The sequence below is a fragment of the Apilactobacillus apisilvae genome (assembly GCF_023380225.1).
Classification (GTDB): Bacteria; Bacillota; Bacilli; order Lactobacillales; family Lactobacillaceae; genus Apilactobacillus; species Apilactobacillus apisilvae.
Window position 1 is genome coordinate 772,992 of sequence record NZ_CP093362.1, and the last position, 15,669, is coordinate 788,660.

The 15,669-nt window shown below is 32.7% G+C and carries 14 protein-coding genes and 1 riboswitch; of the genes, 6 read left to right on the plus strand and 8 right to left on the minus strand.

Translation table 11 applies throughout. The annotated features are described in order from the left end of the window. Positions 1–8: 8 nt before the first annotated feature. The 5 genes from dapB to lysA are packed head-to-tail and all read right to left on the minus strand — an operon-like array spanning position 9 to position 4,882. Positions 9–785, minus strand: coding sequence for a 4-hydroxy-tetrahydrodipicolinate reductase (gene dapB / locus MOO46_RS04030; RefSeq protein ID WP_249510418.1), 777 nt, complete (start codon positions 783–785; stop codon positions 9–11). Continuing rightward, positions 782–1,696, minus strand: a complete 915-nt coding sequence (dapA, locus tag MOO46_RS04035; RefSeq protein ID WP_249510419.1) for a 4-hydroxy-tetrahydrodipicolinate synthase — start codon at positions 1,694–1,696, stop codon at positions 782–784. The genes dapB and dapA overlap by 4 nt, the downstream gene beginning before the upstream one ends. A 10-nt stretch (positions 1,697–1,706) precedes the next feature. Beyond that, complete coding sequence (locus tag MOO46_RS04040) at positions 1,707–2,849, minus strand: N-acetyldiaminopimelate deacetylase (RefSeq protein ID WP_249510420.1); 1,143 nt, start codon at positions 2,847–2,849, stop codon at positions 1,707–1,709. Positions 2,850–2,855: 6 nt separating this feature from the next. Beyond that, on the minus strand, positions 2,856–3,560 hold the full coding sequence (gene dapD, locus MOO46_RS04045; RefSeq protein WP_249510421.1) for a 2,3,4,5-tetrahydropyridine-2,6-dicarboxylate N-acetyltransferase: 705 nt from the start codon (positions 3,558–3,560) through the stop codon (positions 2,856–2,858). Between the two features lie 14 nt (positions 3,561–3,574). Further along, positions 3,575–4,882: a diaminopimelate decarboxylase gene (lysA, locus tag MOO46_RS04050; protein ID WP_249510422.1), complete on the minus strand. Its 1,308-nt coding sequence runs from the start codon at positions 4,880–4,882 to the stop codon at positions 3,575–3,577. A 132-nt stretch (positions 4,883–5,014) separates the two neighbouring features. After that, positions 5,015–5,200: riboswitch (Lysine riboswitch) on the minus strand. 184 nt (positions 5,201–5,384) lie between these two features. Here lysA and MOO46_RS04055 point away from each other — a divergent pair. From MOO46_RS04055 to MOO46_RS04065, 3 genes are all read left to right on the plus strand, one after another. Next, positions 5,385–6,752, plus strand: a complete 1,368-nt coding sequence (locus tag MOO46_RS04055) for an aspartate kinase (protein WP_249510423.1) — start codon at positions 5,385–5,387, stop codon at positions 6,750–6,752. 2 nt (positions 6,753–6,754) lie between these two features. Beyond that, positions 6,755–7,735, plus strand: coding sequence for a diaminopimelate epimerase (gene dapF / locus MOO46_RS04060; RefSeq protein ID WP_249510424.1), 981 nt, complete (start codon positions 6,755–6,757; stop codon positions 7,733–7,735). An 83-nt stretch (positions 7,736–7,818) separates the two neighbouring features. Beyond that, entirely contained in the window at positions 7,819–9,243 is a 1,425-nt protein-coding gene (locus tag MOO46_RS04065; protein WP_249510425.1) for an MFS transporter, read from the plus strand. 49 nt (positions 9,244–9,292) lie between these two features. On the opposite strand, the gene ppcA is transcribed toward MOO46_RS04065, so the two are convergent. Both ppcA and MOO46_RS04075 read right to left on the minus strand, forming a co-directional pair. Further along, positions 9,293–10,804, minus strand: coding sequence for a phosphoenolpyruvate carboxylase (gene ppcA / locus MOO46_RS04070; protein ID WP_249510426.1), 1,512 nt, complete (start codon positions 10,802–10,804; stop codon positions 9,293–9,295). 21 nt (positions 10,805–10,825) lie between these two features. After that, entirely contained in the window at positions 10,826–11,998 is a 1,173-nt protein-coding gene (locus MOO46_RS04075) for an aminotransferase class I/II-fold pyridoxal phosphate-dependent enzyme (protein WP_249510427.1), read from the minus strand. A 352-nt stretch (positions 11,999–12,350) separates the two neighbouring features. Here MOO46_RS04075 and MOO46_RS04080 point away from each other — a divergent pair, with 352 nt between their 5' ends. From MOO46_RS04080 to MOO46_RS04090, 3 genes are all read left to right on the plus strand, one after another. Next, positions 12,351–13,040 carry a VIT1/CCC1 transporter family protein gene (locus MOO46_RS04080; RefSeq protein ID WP_249510428.1) on the plus strand — a complete coding sequence of 230 codons (690 nt, stop codon included), beginning with the start codon at positions 12,351–12,353 and terminating at the stop codon, positions 13,038–13,040. A 14-nt stretch (positions 13,041–13,054) separates the two neighbouring features. Next, positions 13,055–13,738 (plus strand): VIT1/CCC1 transporter family protein, encoded by a 684-nt coding sequence (locus MOO46_RS04085; protein ID WP_249510429.1) that lies wholly within the window; start codon positions 13,055–13,057, stop codon positions 13,736–13,738. A gap of 85 nt (positions 13,739–13,823) precedes the next feature. After that, positions 13,824–15,083 (plus strand): M20/M25/M40 family metallo-hydrolase, encoded by a 1,260-nt coding sequence (locus MOO46_RS04090; RefSeq protein ID WP_249510430.1) that lies wholly within the window; start codon positions 13,824–13,826, stop codon positions 15,081–15,083. Positions 15,084–15,121: 38 nt separating this feature from the next. Here the strand turns inward: MOO46_RS04090 and MOO46_RS04095 are convergent, their stop codons facing one another. After that, complete coding sequence (locus tag MOO46_RS04095) at positions 15,122–15,610, minus strand: hypothetical protein (RefSeq protein ID WP_249510431.1); 489 nt, start codon at positions 15,608–15,610, stop codon at positions 15,122–15,124. Positions 15,611–15,669: the final 59 nt, after the last annotated feature.

Genomic DNA, 15,669 nt, shown 5'->3' on the forward strand with positions numbered 1-15,669 from the left:
CATCTCTTTTATAAAATATTTTCTAATCCAATTACTAAGTGATCTAAGTCAGCAACTTTTTCAATTGCAACTTTGACCCCTTTCATAAATGATCCACGATCAAATGAGTCTTGACGTAATGTCAAGGCCTCGCCAGCACCACCAAACAAAACTTGTTCATGCGCAACATAACCTGGTAAACGAACCGCATGGACGTGGACACCATCATACGTTCCACCACGAGATCCTGATAAATTATCTTTATTTTCATCCTTGCTAGCTTTATCTTCATCTCGATTAGCACTAATAATTTTAGCAGTATTCAAGGCAGTCCCAGATGGTGCATCCTTTTTATCTTGATGATGCATTTCAATAACTTCTGCATCTGGGAAATACTTAGCCGCTTCACCAGCAAACTTCATTAATAAGACTGCTGATAAGCCAAAGTTAGGTGCAATAATTCCTCCCAGTTGTTTAGTTTGAGCTAATTTAAGCAATTCTTTTTGATGTTCATCTTTCATACCACTAGTTCCAATCACGGGATGAATATCATGTTCAATCGCAAATTTTGTATTTTCATAAACTGCATCTGGTTGGGTAAAATCAACCCAAACATCATAATTTGAATCAATTTGATCTAAAGAATTATAAATTTTAACTTGGCTTGCTAAATCATATTTAGCGTTATCTTGCACACAGTGTGGAGAATAAACACCACTTAATTCCATTCCTTTAGTTGTATCGATTAAATTAATTGCTTTTTGCCCCATTGATCCGGTAAAGCCGGCTAATAAAACTTTAATCATAAATTTAACTCCTTTGGTAATGAATTTGATAGTGCCTCTTTAGCTAATCCTAAATGCTGAGCTAAGGTTTGCTTTTCTGTTTGGTTCAATGAAAGAATTGGCAAACGACAATCACCAACTGAGTATCCTTGAGCATTCATCACTGCTTTTACTGGTGAAGGTGAAGGATACATAAATAATGCTGACATTTTTGGGGTTAGTTTTCTTTGTAATGTTCCGGCTAATTTATAATTGCCAGCTTCCAATTCATCATACATTTGACGCATTTGATTACCATAAATATGTGAAGCAACTGAAATGACACCGTTAGCACCAATACTTTTGGCAAATAAAGCTTGAGCATCTTCACCCGTATAAATATTAAATTTAGCATCTGTATGATCAACTAAATATTCTAAGTCTTCCATCGAAGTACATTGTTTAACTCCAATAATGTTAGCGTGATGTGATAATTCAATCACAGTTTCATTATCCATTGTGACGCCAGTACGACCTGGAATATTATAAATAATAATTGGTACATTTGAATTATCAGCAACAGCTTTAAAATGGGCCTTCATACAACGTTGATTAGGTTTATTGTAGTAAGGAACAACAACTAATGCAGCATCGATTCCCTTAATTTCACTGACTTCTTTAGTAAATTCAATTGTTTCCTGAGTATTATTACTACCAGTACCCGCAATAATTGAACAGCGACCATCGACAATTTTGACAAAGCGACGATATAGATCAATCTTCTCATCATGAGTTAATGTAGGTGTTTCTCCAGTAGTTCCACCAATAACAAAGCCACGACTACCTGTTGCTAAACAGTGGTCAGTGATTTTTTTTAAAACATCAAAATCAATTTTCCCTTCATTATCAAAGGGTGTAATAATTGCCGTCATTAAATCAACATTTTCAAACATTCATACTCACCTATCTTTTCATTCGATTTTCTAAGAAACTAATAATGGCATTAACCCCTTTATCAATTGAAGATTCATCAGGAGTTAGAGTTGCGGTATGTAATGAAGAATCATCGCCAACTCCTAACCAAAACATGGTTCCTGGAATTTTAGACAATAAATAACCAAAGTCTTCCCCTGTCATTGCTGGTTTGGTTTCAATAAAATTAACATCTTCATCATTTTGCATAAATTCAATAAATTCACGGGTTAACTCTGAATCATTTTCGACTGGATAATATCCACCTTGATTAAGTTCCAAATCAACTTTACAGTTATAACTTAATTCAATTCCATGACAAATTTCTTCTAAGCGCTTATCAATCAATTCAATCATTGATTGTGTTAACCCCCGAATAGTTCCTTCAATTCTGGCATGTCCGGCAATTACATTTCGAATAGTTCCAGCTTCAATCTTTCCTAGTGTTATAACACCACTTTGAATGGGATCAATACTTCTTGAAATAATAGTTTGCACTTGATTAATCAACTGTGCAGCAACAACTACCATGTCATTAGCATTTTGTGGATAAGCAGCATGCCCGCCTTTACCAGTTAAATTAATATTAATTTCGGTCGTTCCAGCAAATAAAGTTCCCATTCGGCAACCAATTGCACCAGCTGGCAAACTAGGATTATCATGTAATCCATAAAATTCATCAACTTTAAAATTTCCATTAAAGGCATTTGCTTCATATGCTTTACGACCACCACTTTCACTTTCTTCAGCTGGTTGGAAGAAAAATACCATATTATCTTTCGGCTGGTTTTCAGCAAAATAATGTAGAACTCCTAATGCAACAGTCATATGAATATCGTGACCACAAGCATGCATACATCCCGGATGTTTAGATGAAAATGATAGACCAGTAGCTTCTTCAATTGGTAAAGCATCAATGTCAGAACGATAACCGATTGTTCTTTTAGGGTCATAACCATTAATTTTAACTAAGATTGCAGTTGGTAAAGATTCAATTGATCCAATTGTTAAATTTTTTTGATTAAAACTTCCTACTATACGCATCAAATATTCGTGAGTTTTATTTTCATGCAATGCTAACTCAGGAATTTGGTGCAAGTGTCGTCTAATATCAATTAAGTTAATATCAGTCATTAAAAATCACAACTTTCTTAAGTCGTCTTCAAGGCTAGTTTTAGATTGAGTTTTTGCATCGACATCTTTAATTTTACGAGCCGGGGTTCCAGCAACCATTGTATAAGGAGCAACATCAGAAGTAACAATGGCTCCGGCAGCAACCACAGCACCCTTTCCAACGTGAACACCTTCAATGACAACCGCATTCGCACCAATTAAAACATCATCATCAATTTGAACAGGTTTGGCAGAAGCTGGTTCAATTACCCCTGCAAGAACTGCTCCAGCACCAATATGAGAATGGTTACCGACTAGCGCACGGCCGCCCATAACTACTCCCATATCAATCATGGAACCTTCACCAATTTCACAACCAATATTGATAATAGCTCCCATCATGACAACTGCATTATCAGAAATTTTAACTTGATCACGAATAACTGCACCTGGTTCAATTCGTGCATTCACATTTTTCAAATCTAATAATGGGACTGCTGAATTACGAGCATTATTTTCAATCTCATAGTCATTAATAAAATCAGAATTTAAAAGTGGGGCAATCACTTTCCAATCACCAAAGATAGTTGCAGTATGAGCTTCTTTAAATACCTTAATTGAATCTGGAAAATCAATTTTATCCATTTGACCACTAAGATAAACTTTTACGGGAGTTTTCTTTTCAGCGTTACCGATGTAGTTAATAATTTCGTGTGCGTCTAAATTTGCCATTTTAATTTCTCCTTTTAATTTAATGGATTATCTAATTCATATAAATCATCGTAATTCTGACGACGAGTAACTATTTGAGGCTTACCATTTTCAACAAATACAATTGCTGGTTTAGGATTCAAATTATAGTTAGATGCCATTGAATATCCATAAGCACCTGTATCTAACATAACAATTACATCACCAGGTTTAGTTTCAGGTAGTGGTTGATCTTTAATTAAAACATCACCAGATTCACAATATTTACCAACTAAATGAACGTTTTCGATTGGCTTACGTAATGGTTGATCAGCCATTACAGCTTCATATTCAGCATCATATAACATTGGTCTGATATTATCGCCCATTCCACCATCAACAGATACATAAGATTTAATTCCAGGAACATCTTTTCTAGAACCAATTCGATACAAATTGTAACCGGCATTCCCAACGATTGAACGCCCTGGTTCAATCCAAACTGCTGGCATTTTAATACCAGTCGCTTTTGTTCTAGCTTTAATGGTTTCAACAATATTTTTAACAAATGCTTCGGGCTTTAATGGTTCATCCTCATCGGTATATCTAATCCCAAAACCACCACCAACATTAATAACTTTGGTTTCGTAATCAAATTTTTGTTTCCATTCAGCCGCTAAATCAACTAGCTTACTAGCAGCCATTTCAAAGCCTTTCAATTCAAAAACTTGTGAACCAATATGAGCATGAATTCCTAACAGATTCATTCTTTCATTAGCTTTAACTTTCTTAAAAGCTTGTTCTGCTTGACCAGATTCTAGATCAAATCCGAACTTACTATCGGTTTGACCAGTTTGAATAAATTCATGCGTATGTGCTGAAATGCCAGGAGTAATTCTCAACATTACATCACAAGTTGTATTCATATCATTTAACAAATTACCTAATAAATTAATCTCATGGAAATTATCTAGCATAATAACTCCAACATGCTTTTCCAATGCCATTTTTAATTCATCACTAGATTTGTTGTTCCCATGGAAACTCATTTTTGACGCTGGGAAACCAGCATGTAATGCCATTTGCATTTCACCACCAGATACAACATCAATGTGACCTTGTTCTTGGTTAACTAATTGATACATGGCAGTATTAGCAAATGCTTTACTGGCATAACAAACAGCATAGTCAACATTACTTTGTTCAAAAACTGCTTTAAATTTTCTAATTTGTGATCTTATTTTTGCGACATCATAGACAACTAGTGGCGTGCCAAATTGATTAGCTAAATCAACTGCATCACAACCACCAATTAAAAGATGCCCCTTATCATTAATATTTTCATTTGTAACTTGTTTAGTCATAATAAACATGCCTTTCTATCGAATATTTTGTTCGATTTCGGCCAATTGAAAACAAAAAGGATTCCTTCGTATGAATGTGGTTACACTCGTACAAAAGAATCCAAATTTAATGTTCTTCTCATTTTCGGTTTCAATTGTCGAAAGCGCTCCACAAGAAATATGTTCTTGTGACAGTCCATGATTTGTTTAATCATGTCCCAGCAGAATATTTACCTACAATTAAATTCCACTTCGGCAATCTCACCTTTCAACAAGCCTCAAAATCATTGTAGTGACTAAGCTTATCTAATCTTTTCGATTGCGACCTCTTCGATTAGTTACATAATAAAACTATTTACCTACCTAAGTCAACTATTTTATAAAACATATTTTTTTATAATTTTTATTTACTATATATAGACTTTTTAAATGCACGTTGCAAAAACAAAAGCCGCTTGTCTAATTCAATTTTAATGTTAGAATGCAAATTAATTAGAACGATTAGATTGTGAGTTGATATTGGATGACAAAATTAATTAAATTTGGTGGCAGTTCATTAGCTAATGGTGAACAATATCAAAAAGTAATTAATATAATAAAAAGTGACGAAAATCGCCAAATTATAGTACTATCAGCACCTGGTAAGCGCTTTAGCGACGATATTAAAGTGACTGATTTATTAATTGATTATGCTACTAAAGTTATTAACAAAAATGATTACCAAGATATTTTAAAAAATATTATTCAAAGATATCAAGATATCGCTGATACTTATGATATTAGTGATAAAGAATTTGCCCCCATTGTTAATATATTTAAACAGCTCCCAGATAAAGATTATTTAAATAATGATTATTTAATGGCTGCCTTTAAAGCCCATGGTGAAAGAATGAATGCGAAATTAATGGCCATTATTTTAAATCATCTAAACATTTCCGCCAAATTTGTTGATCCTAAAGAATTAGGGATTGTTGTTTCTGATGAAAATCCCAATGCAGCTGATGTTTTAGATGAAACATATGAAAACTTAGGCCATTTTGGTTATGGATACGAAAAATTAGTTATCCCCGGATTCTTTGGTTATACAAAAAATGACGATATCGCAACCTTTGCACGTGGTGGTTCAGATATCACTGGTTCCATCATCGCTAATGGTTTAAACATTCCAATGTATGAAAATTTCACTGATGTTAGTTCAATTTATTCAGCTAATCCAAAAATAATTAATCACCCTGTTTCAATTAAGAAAATGACTTACCGTGAAATGCGTGAACTAGCATATGCTGGTTTTTCTGTTTTCAACGATGAAGCAATTATTCCAGCAATCAAAGGTAATGTAACGATTAATGTAAAAAACACTAACCTGCCAGATGAACCGGGCACTTTAATTGTTCCCGAAGGCTCTTTTCAACCTGAACACCCAATTACTGGAGTTTCCTCATCTAATCGATTTTCAGCGCTTTATTTACATAAATATTTGCTAAATAAAGAAGTCGGGATCACACTTAAATTACTAACTATTTTTCAAAAGTACAACATTTCATATGAACATATGCCATCTGGAATTGACGATTTAACTATTATTTTTGATAAAGACAATTTAGATAAACCAACTATTAAGAAATTATGTAATGACATTCAAGAAACCATCAAGCCCGATAAGTTAAGCTGGATTGATGATTATGCTATTATCATGGTGGTTGGTGAAGGAATGCGTGATTCAGCTAATACAATTAGTGATATTATTGAACCTATCACTAATGACAACATTCCCATTCATATGATTAATCAAGGAGCTTCCCAAATTTCAATTATGATTGGAACTAGAGAAGCCAATGCTAATCAAGCTGTAAAAAGTATTTATAAAGAATTTTTTAATAAGGAGAAATAATTATGATTAATCTATTTTATGTGCATGGTTCTGAAAATCATTTTTATATCTTAGATCAAACACTATTAGACAAAACATTAGATGATCAAGAGTTAGTAAATTTAACTAAACAAATCACTAGTCAAAGCAGTAACTTAAATCCTGCTGATGGATTACTAGTAATTAACCAATCAAATCATGAAGATGCTTTAGCTCAGATGCGTGTAATTAACGCTGATGGCAGTGAAGCATCGATGTGTGGAAATGGCTTACGGTGTGTAGCCAGATATTTATCTAGTAAATATCATAAGGATAGTTTTAAAGTTGAAACGATGTCAGCTGACCTCTTAGTAAATAAGCATGGTGAATTAGCTAATAATGTTCCTGCATTTAGCGTTGAAATATCACCGGTGCGTTTTGACAATAAATCTTTCCCATTTGACAATTTAAATACAACAAATATTTTGAATAAAGCATTACCTGAAATCAATGATCACTTAAGATTTACTGCAATTGCAGTACCTAATCCTCATTTAATTAGCTTTGTAGAAAATGACCACGATTTAAACGAAACATTGGGTGAAATTGGTAAAAAATTAAATGATCCTAACCCCTACTTTACTGATGGAGTAAATGTCAATTTTGCCAAGATTCTAAGTCGTAACAACCTATTTGTACACACTTATGAACGTGGAGTTGGCTTCACCAATGCCTGTGGGACTGGAATGTCCGCTACTTCATTAGCTTTCGCAATTAATTTCCCTAATTTAGTTGATATTAAGGAACCTATTAATGTTTATAATCCAGGTGGAATGGTGCAAACTAAGGTTCATGACACACCTAATAAACAATGGATTGAATTAATCGGTAACGCTACTTTTGTGGGTAAATTATCAGTTAATGAAAGTAACTTACATTCAGCTAATATAAGCAATGAAAATAGTGAATTTATCGACTCTAGTGAAGAGAAATACTATCAAAAATTTGTTGAATCAATTAAATAATAAAGAAGACATCTACAATGTTGTAGATGTCTTTTTAGATTAATAAATGATTAGTTAATCTGATACAATATGAAATGAATATTATGAAGGAAGTGAAGAAATTGAAACACAAACAGATGCTTATCATTCTATCAGTCGCCATTGTTTCATTTTTAGGAACTGTTGATATGAGTATTGTAAATACAGCTTTACCGCAAATTTCCAAAGATTTAAATGTTCCAATGAATCAAGCTGAATGGATATCTTCCGCATACCTAGTGCTAATATGTATGTCGTTAATTCTTTTTGGCAAACTAGGTGATCAACTTAGTAAATCAAGGATTTTTCAACTCGGAACTTTAGTTTTTACTATCAGTTCTTTAATTTGTGGAATTAGCACTAATTTAGTTGTTTTATTAATTGCACGTTGTCTGCAAGGATTAGGCGCTTCAATGACAATGGCAACTAACTTAGGAATCATTACTGAGTCCGTTCCATTTAGTTCACGTGGAAAAGCACTTGGAATAAATACTACCATTGGTCAATTGGGATATATCGCTGGACCAGCCGTTGCAGGAATTATTCTATCAATTGCTAGTTGGAATTGGATCTTTTTGTTTAACGTACCTATCGGAATTGCCGCATTTATCTTTGGTGAATTTGTTTATAATAAAACAAGTAAAAATGAACCTAAGCCAAAATTAAATATTGATTATTTTGGCTTTATTACTTTAGCAATTTCAATTGGATTATTCTTTGTTGCCATCTTCACTGGACAAGAAATTGGTTTTAGTAACATTGGTGTCATTGCTGCATTTATTATCACTGCTATCTTAGTTGCCACATTTATTCGAATTGAATTAAAGGTCAAAGAACCGATTTTAGATTTATCATTATTCAAAAATCCTGGTTTTACAATCAGTATTATTGCTTTAATGTTTATGTATATTATTATTTATTTCAACAATGTTTTATTGCCATTTTATATTCAAGATAATCTAAAATTTTCACCTTCACAAACTGGTTTTATTATGAGTGTTTTACCAGTTGTAAATGTATTTACTGCATATTTAGGTGGTGTTTTATGTGATAAATATGGTGCTGTTAAAATGTCATTTAGAGCATCCATTATTTTCGTAATTGCTGAAATCATTTTTGCAGTCGTTCAACCTACTTGGCCATTAGCAATCCTATTATTTGGTTTTATGGTTTTTGCTACTGCGAATGGATTGTTCCAAAATAATCCAATGGTAATGGAAAATGCACGCAAGGATCAACAAGGTGTGGCTGGTTCAGTCTTAGCTTTAAGTCGTAACATTGGTTTCACAGTAGGGTTATCGTTATCAACTTCATTGCTATATACTGGAATGAGTATGAAAGCTAATCGATCAATCACTACTTATCCATTTGGACATGATGCATGGTTCTTATTCGGAATGCATTTCACATACTGGATAGCAGCTGCAATTATGATCGCAGTAATGTTAATGTTGATGTGGTTAATGCATCATCGTAAAAAAGCAAAATAAAAAATAGCGTATCGAATAAATTTTCGATACGCTATTTTTATAAACTTTATTAACCTAAGAAATGTCTTAACTTAGCCATTTTTTCAATTAAAATATCACGAACTTCTTTATCATTAATTCTTACTAAATCGTTAGCTAACTTAGCATGTTCCACTTCATCATCATTAGTTGGGCCAGCGACAATTCCAAAGACATCTTGAATTGCTTCAACATCTTCTTTAACGCCTTTCCAATTGTCATTTTGTTGAATTAATGATTCTAATGCATCTGCACTAAAGTATCTTAAGACATGTTCAAAATCTTTCTTAATATTTGGATAATATTGCGTTAGTGTTTTAAATTCTTCTTTATCTAATTTTTTCAAGACACGACCAGTTCCAAGCACTTCTGGTGGCACCCCAACTGAATACAATGATCCAGTAAAAGTAATTGCACGAGGCATCTTATATCCATCGACATCACGAGAATAACCAATAATTCCAACGTGTTGGTGACGATCACGACGTTTTGGAAATGCATCAAACACTGATTGTAAATCATTAATTAATGGATCAAGTGTCTTATGATATTCGGCTGCTGATTTATCAGCGACATCTAGTAAAGTTTTTTGATCTTCATCATTAATAATCTTAAATGCATTATGTTGTAAACCATCACGTAATTTAGCAACTGCTGGTTTAACAACTGAATCTAACGGAAAATCATATCTAAATGCTGATTGGATAGTTGCTGTCTTTAGACCGGGAAATTCTTCTAAATAACGATCAACCATCAATGGTGATAATCCACCTCTAAAAATTGTACTACCAGTCCCAGCAATTGGATAAATATCAATGCCAGATTCATTCGAAAATTCGCCTAATTTAGTTAAGGCTAATTTATTTCCAATAATACTATTTAAGAATCCATTAGATAATGCTGAATCTGAACCAGCCAAGAAGACACGCATATATTTTAAGTCTTCACCAAAATTTTTCTTATATAATTCGACATATTTTTTCAAAATTTTAGGTGCATTATATTGAGCTTCAAAGCTTTCAAAAAGTGGAATCATACGTAATCGATCAGTATTTTTATGACCATTACCAAATTCCTTATCCTTGAAATGTGCTAAACTAGAGAATTTTTCTTCCATATTTAATAATTGGTCAGCAGTTCTAGCCATTGGTAAAATTGCTTCAAATAATGGACGATTTTTAAATTTTAAGTCATCTGCAAAATCTTCAGCCAAAAGAATGGTTGTCATAGCTTGCATTAAACTATAACCCTTTTCTTCCCAAATATTAGGCAACCGGAAAGTTAAAAATTTGTCATTACCAAGTGGATGTTGTTTAAAATATTCATAATGTTCTGAATACAATCGATCAATCACAGATGAATCAGCATGTTTACCTTCCCAATCCCACATATATTCATCAGCATCTAAAACTGAATAGTTTTGATAGGCTTCGTTAATTTCATTAAATGCTGAAACAAATGAATCGCCATCTTTCTTAAAAAACGGAACATTGGCATTGTCTGGATGTTGCGTCCCCATGATGTTTGGTATTCTTCTGTCCATTGTATTTACCCCCAAGTAATATTATAAATATTCTTTAATTCGTTTAACTGCTTCATCAATTACAGCATCTGAAGCAGCATAAGAAAATCTGATGTGACCTTCACCACCAGGGCCAAATGCACTACCTGGAATAACCCCTACTTTAGCTTTTTTTGCTAATTCAAGCGCAAATGCTTCATCATCATTGCCAAATTCAGCTGGAATTTTAGCAAACATATAAAAGGCACCTTTTGGTTGAGGCATTTCAAAGCCCATATCAGTTAAACCTTTTTGCAAGGTATCACGACGTTTTTTATAAATCTTAGTCATTTCAACAGGATCTTCCATCCCATTTTTCAAAGCTTCTGCAGCAGCAACTTGAGCTGAATTAGTGGTTGCAGTGACTAAGAAAGCATGAACCATACTTAATTTTTTAATAACTTCACTAGGTCCACATACATAACCAACTCGATATCCAGTCATTGCATGTGATTTTGATAATCCACTAATGTAGATAGTTTGTTCAGGTAACATTGTTGCAATTGAATAATGTTCAACATCATAAGTAATATCACTGTAAATCTCATCTGATACAACGAATAAATTACGTTCTTTAATTACTTTAGCTAATTTTTCTAAATCATCTTTTGAGTATTCAACTCCAGTTGGATTCCCAGGATAATTCAAAAGAACCGCTTTAACTGCTGAGCCCTCATTATCTAATGCTTGGGATAATTTATCTGGACTTAGTACAAATCCATTATCAGAAGTATCTACTTTGACTGGAGTAGCACCTAACATTTGAATAATTGGAAAGTATAATGCAAATGTTGGAGTAGGAACAATAACTTTATCCCCAGGATTTAAAATGGTTTGAAAAGCTGCGTAAATAGCTTCAGTCGCCCCTACCGTTACAACAATTTCTGAATCAGAATCATAATTCAAATTATGTTTTTTATCTAAATAATTAGCAATTGCATCCCTTAATTCTTTTTTACCAATTTGATTTGCATAATGAGAATCATTATTCATGATACTATCCACTCCAGCTTGCTTTACGTGTTCTGGAGTATTCAAATCAGGTTCTCCAATTGTTAATTTGATAATTCCATCAATATCAGAAATCTTTTTATCAAAACTTCTAATGCCTGATGGTGCTAATGAATCTAAACTTTTATTGTATACATCGGTCAATGATGAAGCTAATTTTGGCATTACTTTTCCTCCTAAATTAACAAAAAGAGGCCCCTTGGTTTTAATTAAAAAATCAAGAAGTCTCTTTTCAACGTTCAATTCACATTTTAATGTTAAGAAAATCATAGTATAACTAACTAATAAAATCAACACTGTTTTATCATCGGATTATAATTAACATTTTATTTTACTGCTAAATTGTTATTTTAAAGGCATTTTAAAGATATAAACAACTTTTATTAGGATTGCCTAACTTTTTCATTAAATATACAATAATAAATAGAAAAAGCTTTACATTTTGGTTTTTTAATAATAATATTGTAAATGTTATTAATTAATAATCATTATAAACTAGCAAGGTGATTAAGTATTTATGAAAAGTAAACAGAGTTTAGCACAAAAAATAAATATTATTCGAGCAAGTGTGATGGGTGCTAATGATGGCATCTTATCAGTTGCTGGGATTGTTATTGGAGTTGCTGGTGCAACAACTAATACATTTGCTGTATTCATTTCTGGAATTGCCGGTATGATTGCCGGTACTGTTTCCATGGCTATGGGTGAATATGTATCAGTTAACACTGAAAGTGATTCTCAGAAGAATGCAGTTATAAGCCAAAAACAGGCTCTAAAAAATAATTATAATGAAGAGTTTACTCTAGTTCGAGATAAATACATGCAGATTGGAATTTCCAAAGAATTAGCTACTAATGCAACCAATGAAATGATGAAAAAAGACGCATTAAAAACAACGGTTCGCGAAAAATATGGCTTTATAGTAAATGAATTTACCAGCCCCTATGCCGCTGCAATTGCTTCCATGATTTCTTTTCCGACTGGATCGATTCTACCCCTAGTAGCAATTTCTATTTTTCCATCTGGATTAAATATCATAGCCACTTTCATTGCTGTTGTGATTGCATTAGCAATTACTGGATATATTGCTGCGGTATTAAGTAATGCAAATAAGTTAAAATCAGCAACCAGAAATATTATTTCGGGACTACTAACAATGATTGTGACATATTTAATTGGTTTATTAGTCGGAATGATTGGCAAATAGGAGGAATTTAATTTATGGCAAAAAAGCAAAATATGAACGAAAAGTTAAATACCCTTAGGGCTGGAGTGCTGGGTTCCAATGATGGTATTTTAACTGTTGTTGGTGTTTTATTTTCAGTTGCAGTTGCTACGCCTAATATTTTTACAATCTTCATTGCTGGGCTTTCTGACTTACTAGCGTGTGCTTTTTCAATGGCTTCAGGAGAATATGCATCGGTTAGTTCACAACGTGACGCTGAAAACTCAGCAGTAAAAGTAGAAAGAAATTTATTAAATACCAATATCAATAGTGAAATTGAATCAGTTAAAAATTATTATATGCAACGTGGGATTAGTGATGACACAGCAACACAAATCGCCAAAGAATTAATTAATAAAAAACCATTGGAAACCGTTGTTAATACTAAATATGGTATTCAACTTGGTCATTATATGAATCCATGGAATGCAGCATTTTCGTCATTAATATCAGCTGCTTTAGGTGGTATTTTTCCACTCTTAGCAATGAGTTTAACAAGTGGTATTTATCGCTGGCCATATACGATTGCGGCAGTAATTGCTTCTGTAGCTTTAACTGGATTTTTAAGTGCTAAGTTAGGTAACGGATTAGTTAAAACTGCTGTTATCAGAAACATAATTATTGGTATTTTAACTATGATTATCCATTATTCGCTCGGTAAACTGATGAATCAGTTTTAATTATTAAAAGATAAGATAACGTTGATTTTTAATTTGTCATCCCCTAAAATTAGTCTAACCGTTTATAACTTTAGGAGGATATTCTATGGATAAAGTCGAAAAAATTAAAATTTTAAAAAATATGGTCAATATGCCAACTGTTGATGATAACGAAAATGACATTGCAACATATTTACTAGATGTCTTCAAAAAACATGGAATTGATGGAAAACTAATCATGCAATACCATGGGCGCAGTAATTTAATTGTTGAAATTGGAAATGGTGACCACCCTAAGCTTGGCTTAAGTGGTCATTTAGATACTGTCCATCAAGGTGATGAAAGAACCTGGTTATCTGATCCATTCAAGGCTGAAATTAAAAAAGGTCGCTTATATGGTCGTGGCGCTTCTGATATGAAATCTGGAATCGCTCAAATGGTTATCACTATGATTGAATTATATGAATCTTCCTCTAAAATAAACGGTACCATTAGATTAATCGCCACTATTGGTGAAGAATTAAGTGCAGCTGGAGCTAAATATCTGACTGACAAAGGCTATGCTGATGATTTAGATGCTCTTATGATTGCTGAACCCAGTGGTGTTAATCTTCATCGACTAAGAAAATATGTAAATAGTGATGGCGTCACAATCGCTCCTGAAACACTAAAAGAATTACTCAAAAAATCATTCTTGTCTGATGCCAATGAGCAACATTTCATTATTAGTGCTCATAAAGGATGGATGGCGTACCGAGTAACTGCTCACGGTAAGGCTGTCCACAGCTCTATGCCAAGAATGGGAATTAATGCTATTGATACATTGATCCAATACTATTTAAAAGAAAAAGAATTTTATGCTAACTTAGTTGAATCTGATCCAGAATTAGGAAAAACTGTTTACTCCCCTGACATTTTCCGTGGTGGTAAACAAATTAATTCAGTCCCAGATTTGGCATATGAAATCGTAAAGGTTAGAACTATTCCACAAGTAGACAATGAAGATTTAACTCATCGTCTTCAATGCATGATTGATAAAATGAATACGGAACCAGGGATTGATTTAGAATTAACTGTTGAACATAGTGAAATGCCCGTAAAAAGTGATGATCATACTGGTTTAATTGAAATTTTACAGCAAAATGCTAAAAATACTATGGATGAACCCATGCCATTACCCACAATTGGAGTATCATTAGGTACTGATGCTTCAGAATTTAGACGTCGAAATGAAAAAATGGACGTTATTATTTTAGGACCAGGTAATACTACTTCACATGGCCCCAATGAATACGTAGACATGCCTAGTTATTTCAATATGATTGATTTACTAGAAAAATCTATATTAAATTTCATGAGTAAATAAAAAATGTTGCTAAGTTATTCACTTAGCAACATTTTTTATTAAAGTAACGTAAAACCTTGTGCGTATAATAATTCAAATAATAATTCGAATACATCAACGGCTATGAAAACACCAATCATCATAAAAAACGTTAATTTATTAGATTGTTGCATTAATTTCAAACTATCTTTATCGTGATTCCAATTTTTCTTAATTAAATTAGAATTTTTCAATTCATTCATGATAAAAATTACTTCAATCACAATTAAAGCTAAAATCATCCAATTATTAGCAAGTTGTGCATAAAATATACTTAGTACAAAAATAGTAAAAATAATTGCCATTAATCCATAACGAACATTCAAACCACTAACTTGTCTTTTCTGATTATCCATTCTTGCAATCAAAGTTTTATCATTCATAGAAGTCTTAATACTTTTTTCAACTTGATTATTAAGTTTACGAATTTTAGGTAAAACTTCTACTAAACCAAATAATACTGCCAAAGCTAAAACAACTAATAAGACAATATAAACAATTGTTCCCACTGATATCACTTCACTTTCATATGTATATTACACTATTATTATCACACTATTAATGAAAA